Genomic DNA, 8,083 nt, shown 5'->3' with positions numbered 1-8,083 from the left:
CTTGATGATGTTTGGTTTTGTTAAAGAAATTTAACAAAGTATGCTCCAGCCCTGAAAATGTTTACATCAGAAGCAAGCTGAGCGAGTGCTTACGAAAAAATGATGATGGTAGCGAATATTTTTCTGCATTGAGAGGAGTGCTGGATAAGATGGCGAATGTTATCCTTCCCACAGACTGATATGATAAATCACAGGGTAAATATTCAGTTCTGTTATTATTATTTTAAACTTAAGATTTAAACTCTATTTTTTTTGGTGCTAAATTTATCCTGTATTATTCAACAGGTAACGGTTCATGGTGCGTACCATTACATTTTTAACGTAACGAAAGTTCTTTTGTTTCTCTTTCAGGAAAAGAAACAAAAGTATTTTATCAGAGGCTGGGAAAGTTTCCAGGCTGGAGGGATTATGTCTTTATATTCAGATTTAATGAAAAAAACAGTGACAGCACTGATGGTTGCCAGTGCCTGCCTGGCATCCTTATCCGCGATGGCGGAAGGTGGTATTTCCATTCAGGGAACGCGGATTGTTTATCCACAGAGCGCGAAGCAGGAAAGTCTGGCGATAAGTAATTCGTCGACAACGGATTCATTTTTGGTGCAGTCCTGGGTTGAGGATGCGTCGGGCAGGAAAACGCATGATTTTGTAGTGACGCCCCCGCTGTACCTGAGCGGCCCGAAAAACGAAAACACGCTGCGCCTGATGTATGTCGGAGGCGCCGCTCCGGCAGACAGGGAATCATTATATTACTTTATCGCTAAAGCAATATAATTAAGAGTTGGCAATGTTCTTATTGATTGTTTCTTTGGGTTTTTTCTTGTTGATTTTTTTTAGTGTAGTGGTGATTTGTAAATTATTTTTTTGGTAAGTTATTTAAGTGAGATGTTAACCTCATGCAGCACTCTATTAAATGACGCCCCCAGTCTTTCATCTGGGGGATTTAATAGTGTGTATTAACTGCCTGTTTGAGAAAAACAGGTATCTTTTGAAATAAAGTAAGGTAATTAGGATATTTATGAAACTGAATAAAATCGTCATTGCGATGGGTACAGCTGTGGCTATGTGTGCGGGAACGGTTTATGCGGCTGACTCCACCCCCTCTACCTCCACCACCACCGTTACCGGCGGCACCATCCATTTTACAGGTGAGCTGGTTGATGCACCCTGTGCCGTCAGTACCGATTCTGATGGCCAGATTGTGAAACTTGGAGAGTACACTGTGCATCATATTACCAACGAGAAAAAGGGATCAGAGGTTCCTTTTACCATCAAGCTTGAAGACTGTGACACCTCTACAGCATCTACTGCCGCAGTAGCATTCCAGGGTACACAGGACGAGAATTCAGCCACATTACTGGCGGTAGACTCAGGGACGGATGACAGCAACGAAGCTACTGCTTCAGGAGTGGGGATTAAGATTACAGACAGTGCGTCAAAAGTCGTCCCTGTTGATGCGTCAGCTTTCTCAACACCAGTAAATTTGATTGATGGTGAAAATGTGCTGAATTTCAAAGCGCAGTATATTGCTGACGGCGCTTCTGTAGCTGCAGGCAAAGCAAATGCAGATGCCACTTTCATTATGCAGTATCAGTAACCATTCCTTCTTTTCAGGTTAATCTTTCCCGGCAGAGTTGTTCCCTGCCGGGATACATCATGGCGGAAAATATGATGACCTTCCTGCATACACTGGCTGGCCTGTTTACTTTTGCACTCTTCTGTTTTAACGGGGCCAGTGCCCGAAATCACCAGGTTACGATTATTGGTGGCGATATTCATCTTAAGGGTGAACTGAATGAAGGTGGCTGTAGTATTTCATCTGAAAGTCAGGATATGCATATTAATATGGGTCACTATACGCCCCGAGACTTTGGTAAGGTAGGAACGTTTGCAACAGAGGGCATTCCTTTTACCATCAAACTGACAGACTGTAATCCAGAACTGGTTGACCATACCGGCATACTGTTTTCAGGCATGACAGATCCCAAAGAACCGGATGTTTTTTTAGTCACTTCCTCGGACGGAGGACCTGTTGGGATCACCGGCAATGCCGGATATAGCGGGCTCGGACTGATGATATCAGATGTTAACGGGGAACAGCTTATTCCCGGCAGGCCGCCTGCATCATTTACGCGGGTAAGTGGGAATGAAACAGAACTGCATTACCTGGCTCGTTACCGGGCCACATCCCGGGATATTTATCCGGGATCTCTGCACAGTGAAGTCTGGTTCGGGATTTCTTACCCATGATTTAAACCTGGTTATTTGAGATTTTTATTTTATGAAAAAGTTATTATTTTTTATTCCACTGACTCTGTGGTCAGTGTTTTTATTCCATTCTGCGGTGGCCGGTGGTATTGCGCCTGGGGCAACACGGGTTATTTATTATGAAGAAGACAAGCAGGCTTCCCTGTCGGTAACGAACACTGATTCACATGAACGTTATTTGATTCAGGCCTGGGTTGAAGATACCAGTGGGCAACGGGTTCGCGACTTTATTGTCACACCACCTTTATTTACAGCTTCACCGAAGAGTGAGAACAGTCTGCGAATTATGTATACAGGTAAACCCCTGCCAAAAGACAGGGAAACGGTTTTCTGGATGAATGTGAAAGCCATTCCGGCCATAAATAAAGAAGCAATTAAGGATAAGAATACACTGCAGTTGGCAGTATTATCGAGAATTAAGTTATTTATGCGCCCTGAAGGATTAAATATGGGAGAAGTAGAATCCTATAAAAAATTGCGATTCCACAATGATGGGAAACAGCTGACTGTGTTTAATCCAACGCCCTATTACCAGAGTATGGTGAATATCACCGTCGGCGGTAATAAACTGAAAAACAGTATGGTCCCCCCATTAGGTAAACTGGATATTCCACTACCCGCTGGTACATCAGGAGAAATCCGTTTCCAGTCCGTAAATGATTACGGTGCTGTTACGCCACAGCAGAAAGGTGTTTTTAAGTAGTTCTTCTTTCGTCATCACAATTGAGACTGTGAATTATGTATCGTCCTGATAAATCCCCACGGATACTGGTTTTGGTGGCCAGTTACGCGGCATTGGCTGTGGCTGCTGCTCTCAGCGACAGAGTTTATGCGGATGACTGGTTTAATCCGGCTTTCCTGGCCCGGGATGGCGGAGAGGTGGCAGATTTGTCCCGTTTTGAAAGTGGCGCAGGGCAGGCTCCAGGCGTGTATCGTGTTGATATCTGGATGAATGATGAATTCATCACAACCAGTGATATGCGTTTTAAGCCGGCGGAAACCGCCACTGGCAGCTCAGTGGTGAAAGACGGTGCTGAACAGATGACGGTTAATCATAACGGTAACACGCAGACTGATGATTCCGGGCTGGTCCCCTGCCTGACGATGAAGTGGCTTAAGCGCCTGGGCGTGGACACCTACTCTGAGCCTGACCTGAAGAATGTAAAGGATGAAAATCAGTGCGTGGATTTTATGCGCATCTATCCCGGTGCAGGCTCTCATTATGATTTTCCGTCGCAGAAACTGATGCTGACGTTTCCACAGGTGGCTCTGCAGAACAGCGTCAGAGGCTATATCCCCCCGGAAGAGTGGGAGCAGGGGATTAATGCAGGCCTGGTCAGTTATGCCATGACTGGCAGCAAAAGTCGCGGCAGTGACAGTTATTACCTGAATCTGACCAGCGGGTTAAATCTTGGCGCGTGGCGTCTGCGAAATAACGGTGCCTGGAGTTATTTTGACTCCGGTAATGGGTACAGACGCAGACAGTGGCAGAATATCTCCACCTATGCGGAACGCACAGTCATCCCCCTGAAAAGCGAGCTGGTACTGGGGGACAGCAACAGCGCGGGAGAACTTTTCGACAGCGTGGGTTTTCGCGGTGTCAGACTGTTTTCTTCTGACCCGATGTATCCTGACAGTCAGCAGGGATATGCACCCACGATACGGGGTATTGCTGCGGGACGTTCGAAAGTGACAGTTCGTCAGAATGGTTACGTCATTTACCAGAATACGGTTCAGTCCGGCGCATTTGAAATTAATGACCTCAACCCGACCTCCTCCAGCGGAGACCTGGAAGTGACGGTTGAAAGCGATGACGGAAATATCCAGAAGTTTGTCGTTCCTTATTCCACAGTGCCACTTCTGCAGCGTGAAGGGCGCTCTAAATTCGATCTGGTCGCAGGCCGTTACCGTAGTGGTCAGTCCGGAAAAGGCGATCCGGTATTTGTCGAGGGAACGCTGGCCCGCGGTTTCCGGAACGGTATGACGCTGCTTGGCGGAGTACAACTGGCAAAACAGTATACTTCAGCCGCAGTAGGTATGGGGCGTAACCTCGGAAACTGGGGGGCGCTGTCCACTGATGTTACCACAGCCCAGAGTGAACTGGCAGACGGCAGCCATCACAGTGGACAGTCTGTGCGCTTTCTGTATGACAAATCGCTTAACCAGTATGGCACCACATTCCAGTTGCTGGGATACCGTTATTCCACCCGGGGATTTTACACGCTGGATGAAGTGGCCTGGGATGACATGAGCGGATATCAGTATGAATGGAAAGATGATCACGATGGACGCGGACCACATTACGAACCGGTCAGTTATCACAATCTGCGGCGGAGTAAAAAAGGGCGTTTTCAATTAAGTGTATCCCAGCAGATAAATGATATTGGCTCGCTGAACCTGTCAGCCACCCGTCAGGACTACTGGAACTCGACAGGAAGTGATAAATGGTACAGGGCCGGGTTCGCCAGTAGCTGGCACGGGGTCAGTTACAGTCTGTCTTATTCTCTTAATGAAAGCAGCGGACTGCCGGAAAAAGACCGACTTCTGTCGCTGAGTGTGTCTGTACCGCTCGGTCGCTGGCTGAGTCATGACATGCCGGAGCGTGTGTCGCTCAGCAGTATGTATGCCACTTCCCAGGCCAGCAGGGACCAGAACGGTGTAGCGCACATACAAGCCGGAGTCAGTGGAACGTTGCTCAGGGAGCATAATCTTGAATACAGCGTGATGCAGGGTCATGACAGCAAAAACGGCAACAGCGGTAACCTGAATGTGGACTGGCAGGGTGCTTATGCGAAAGCCGGAGCCGGGTATGGCTACAGCCGCTATGACCATGTGTATAACTGGGACCTTTCCGGTGGGATAGTTGCTCACGCAAACGGTATCACGTTCAGCCAGTCGCTGGGGGATACAAATGTGCTGATTAAGGCTCCGGGAGCAAAAGGGGTACATGTTGAAAATGAGACAGGTGTCAGTACGGACTGGCGGGGTTATGCCGTAATGCCGTATGCCACCGTTTACCGCAGCAACAGAGTAGCACTGGATGTGAACAGCCTGGATACACATACCGACCTGGAGGACAACGTGCAGAGCGTGGTGCCGACAGAAGGTGCGTTGGTGCGTGTCGAATACAAAACGCATGTGGGAATCCGGGCTCTGTTTTCGCTGCAGCACGCGAATCATTCAGTACCATTTGGGGCGGTGGTGACAGAGAAAACTAGCGGAGCCTCCGGAGTAGTCAGTGAGAACGGGGATATCTATCTGACTGGCGTTCCATTGAAAGGACGTTTGGCAGTGCAATGGGGGAACAGACCGTCAGATAACTGTGAGATACCGTATGCACTACCTGCGGGGAGTGAAGATTTACCTGTAGCCCAGATGACGCTTGCCTGTATTGAAGGAAACGGGTAATGGAAATAATGTTTAGAGGAAACAAACAGCCAATGAAAATAATAATGGCTAACCTGACGATTATATTTATACTGTTAGGCTTATATCTACCTTGCGCGCAGGCGTATAGCGGAGTTTGTACACCAACCGGTGGCACACACATTTTCACTTATGCACCAAGTGATGGTACGTTTGCGGCCGGAGCAAATGACGACTTAGCTGGAAAAGTTATAGCGAAAGCTTCATTTTCGCTTGATGGATATTATTATGCGACCTGTGACGTTGATGGAAACTCTTATGATCAAGCATTCATTCATGCAGACTCTGATCTGCCAGTCTATCAAGTTATAAATGATGTTACCTGGTATAAAGTAAATGATTACATAGCTATTGCTATGGAGCAATTTGTTGCTGGTAAAGTTTATAAGTATTTCCCCATTCCCTTTACTAAGGGCAATGAGTGTCCTTCAGATAGCTGTAAAGGTGGTTCGACTGGCGATGGTGGATGGGGTTCAGGAAGCCGGGGAAATATACAGGTGATGATTATCAAACCATTTGTCGGATTTGCCCCTGTAAATGTTGTTGCCAGTTATGTGCAGGCATCAACGATTGAAGATACTGTTGAAACAGGTCCGCGAATGAGTCAATTAAATGTCCAGTTGAGCGTTACCGTCCCACAGAGTTGTGAACTTAATGCTGGAGATATTATAACCATGGATTTTGGGGATATTGGGGCGGCAGCATTCTCTCAGGCTGGCGCGGGGAATAAACCTGATGGAGTTAATCCACAAACCAAAACTATTGGTATAAAATGTACAAACATTGATGCACAAACTCTGCTCACAATGAGACTGGAGACTAATAGTGTGTCTGGCAATGCTGTCATCTCGGATAATAAAGATTTGGGATTCATTGTGGCAGATAAAGACAGGAATCCGCTTACGCCAAATAACATTGACAGCAAAATACCGTTTCAGTTAGATGACAATGCCTCAGCATCCGTGCCCATCACTGCCTGGCCCGTAAGTATTACTGGTAATAAACCAGCAGAAGGTAAATTTATGGCGGAGGGATACCTGCGTGTGGATTTTGACTGATTTAAAAAATCGTATCATGCACAGGCAGCAGTCTGTATGGAAATACGCCGACGTTCTGTATTCTGTATTCATGATATTGGCAAGTATGAGCCTGTCTTCAGCCTTTGCTGACGGAACCCTGGGAGAAGTTAATATACGTCTTTCCGGAACTATAGTGGCGCTGGAGTGCGAGGTGGAGCCGGGTGATGTAGATAAAACCGTTGTTTTGGGGAGCTGGGCACCAAAACAATTTAAGAAGCCCGGTGACCATACCGCTTACGTGCCCTTTACTATCCACCTGACTGGTTGCACCGCAAATGGCGTGACGGTGTCATTTGACGGAAAAAAGGACAGTCATGATAACAATCTTCTGGCTCTGAGCGATGACAGTTCCGCTGCTGGGGTGGGTATTCAGATTATGGACAGTTCCCAGAAACTCATTCCTGTGGGCGAAGATTCCCCTCAGGTACTTGTTGACGACAATGGTGATGCAACGCTGAGCTTTTATGCCAGCTATGTTGCCACCGATAATACCGTCTCACCTGGTACCGCAAACGCAGATACAGAATTCGTGCTGACCTATGATTAAAAAATGTAGTGGTCAACTAATACTGGCACCGCATTAGACTGTAAGTAGTACAATCGTTCAGATTCGTTTGGCGTCAGACCGCCGTTATATCAGTGAGGTCGGATGACCCTGTAATAACCCGTGATGTAGCGGATTATCGGTTCTGTCGCATTAACGACATCAGGCCAGTAAAAATTGAATTGCCTGTTTTTTAGGCAGTCAGCAGATAGAGTTGTTCTGCAGACGACAATCCTTCGCCAGCTGGATGATGAAGCTGGCCTTTACGGATCATGTTTACCAGCTCAATACTCGCAAGTATGGTCTGTGCCCTCCGGAATGATTTGAATCCCAGGACTGGTCGCGTCCGTCGTTTGATGTTCCGGTTAGCCTGCTCCACAAGGTTGTTCAGATAGTTGCTCTGCCTGATAGTGATACTTTCTTCATCAGTTTTGTCGGCATTGAGTGTGGTCAGAGCGACCGTATTGGCGTCACTTTTATGGTTCTGTCGCATTAACGACAGCAGACCGGCAGAAAATGCGCTGCCTGGTTTTCAGGCAGCCAGAAGGTAAAACTGTTCTGCCGGCGACAATCCGTCCCCGTCAGGATGAGCATACTGACCCTTGCGTATCATATGAACCAGCTCAATACCCGCAAGGACAGCCTGCACCCGGCGGAATGATTTGAATCCCAGCATCTGTCGTATCCGGCGTTTGATATTACGGTGATCCTGCTCAACCAGATTATTCAGGCACTTATTCTGTCTGACCTTTATGCAGTCATCGGCCTC

General features: G+C 47.2%; 8 protein-coding genes and 1 pseudogene. 7 read left to right on the top strand and 2 right to left on the bottom strand.

Going from position 1 to position 8,083, the window contains the following annotated elements; all coding sequences use genetic code 11:
- Nucleotides 1–408 precede the first annotated feature (408 nt).
- The 7 genes from EH228_RS06365 (at nucleotide 409) to EH228_RS06335 (ending at nucleotide 7,317) form a co-directional block, all read left to right on the top strand.
- Nucleotides 409–771 carry a fimbria/pilus periplasmic chaperone gene (locus EH228_RS06365; RefSeq protein ID WP_240116243.1) on the top strand — a complete coding sequence of 121 codons (363 nt, stop codon included), beginning with the start codon at nucleotides 409–411 and terminating at the stop codon, nucleotides 769–771.
- Between the two features lie 244 nt (nucleotides 772–1,015).
- Nucleotides 1,016–1,594, top strand: a complete 579-nt coding sequence (gene fimA / locus EH228_RS06360; RefSeq protein ID WP_152320834.1) for a type 1 fimbrial major subunit FimA — start codon at nucleotides 1,016–1,018, stop codon at nucleotides 1,592–1,594.
- Between the two features lie 71 nt (nucleotides 1,595–1,665).
- Nucleotides 1,666–2,247, top strand: a complete 582-nt coding sequence (locus tag EH228_RS06355) for a fimbrial protein (RefSeq protein WP_193323285.1) — start codon at nucleotides 1,666–1,668, stop codon at nucleotides 2,245–2,247.
- Between the two features lie 31 nt (nucleotides 2,248–2,278).
- Complete coding sequence (locus EH228_RS06350) at nucleotides 2,279–2,968, top strand: fimbria/pilus periplasmic chaperone (protein ID WP_152320832.1); 690 nt, start codon at nucleotides 2,279–2,281, stop codon at nucleotides 2,966–2,968.
- Nucleotides 2,969–3,003: 35 nt separating this feature from the next.
- Nucleotides 3,004–5,673, top strand: coding sequence for an outer membrane usher protein FimD (gene fimD / locus EH228_RS06345; RefSeq protein ID WP_152320831.1), 2,670 nt, complete (start codon nucleotides 3,004–3,006; stop codon nucleotides 5,671–5,673).
- Nucleotides 5,673–6,749 carry a fimbrial protein gene (locus tag EH228_RS06340; RefSeq protein WP_240116242.1) on the top strand — a complete coding sequence of 359 codons (1,077 nt, stop codon included), beginning with the start codon at nucleotides 5,673–5,675 and terminating at the stop codon, nucleotides 6,747–6,749. Before fimD ends, EH228_RS06340 begins: the two co-directional genes overlap by 1 nt.
- Nucleotides 6,733–7,317, top strand: a complete 585-nt coding sequence (locus tag EH228_RS06335) for a fimbrial protein (protein ID WP_152320830.1) — start codon at nucleotides 6,733–6,735, stop codon at nucleotides 7,315–7,317. Before EH228_RS06340 ends, EH228_RS06335 begins: the two co-directional genes overlap by 17 nt.
- A 190-nt stretch (nucleotides 7,318–7,507) precedes the next feature.
- On the opposite strand, the pseudogene EH228_RS06330 reads toward EH228_RS06335, so the two are convergent.
- Together EH228_RS06330 and EH228_RS06325 are read right to left on the bottom strand one after the other, a co-directional pair.
- Nucleotides 7,508–7,792: pseudogene (locus EH228_RS06330) on the bottom strand (DDE-type integrase/transposase/recombinase); the annotation flags it as partial.
- Between the two features lie 54 nt (nucleotides 7,793–7,846).
- On the bottom strand, nucleotides 7,847–8,083 hold a 237-nt coding region (locus EH228_RS06325), incomplete at its 5' end, for a DDE-type integrase/transposase/recombinase (RefSeq protein WP_152320829.1).

The organism is Erwinia endophytica, from assembly GCF_009295515.1.
GTDB lineage: Bacteria > Pseudomonadota > Gammaproteobacteria > Enterobacterales > Enterobacteriaceae > Erwinia > Erwinia endophytica.
This window is presented reverse-complemented; position numbering and strand designations above follow the sequence as displayed.

Bases quoted from the DNA above. Each gene is read 5' to 3' on its own strand.
- EH228_RS06365 (WP_240116243.1), top strand. From the start codon at position 409: ATGTCTTTATATTCAGATTTAATGAAAAAAACAGTGACAGCACTGATG.
- fimA (WP_152320834.1), top strand. From the start codon at position 1,016: ATGAAACTGAATAAAATCGTCATTGCGATGGGTACAGCTGTGGCTATG.
- EH228_RS06355 (WP_193323285.1), top strand. From the start codon at position 1,666: ATGATGACCTTCCTGCATACACTGGCTGGCCTGTTTACTTTTGCACTC.
- EH228_RS06350 (WP_152320832.1), top strand. From the start codon at position 2,279: ATGAAAAAGTTATTATTTTTTATTCCACTGACTCTGTGGTCAGTGTTT.
- fimD (WP_152320831.1), top strand. From the start codon at position 3,004: ATGTATCGTCCTGATAAATCCCCACGGATACTGGTTTTGGTGGCCAGT.
- EH228_RS06340 (WP_240116242.1), top strand. From the start codon at position 5,673: ATGGAAATAATGTTTAGAGGAAACAAACAGCCAATGAAAATAATAATG.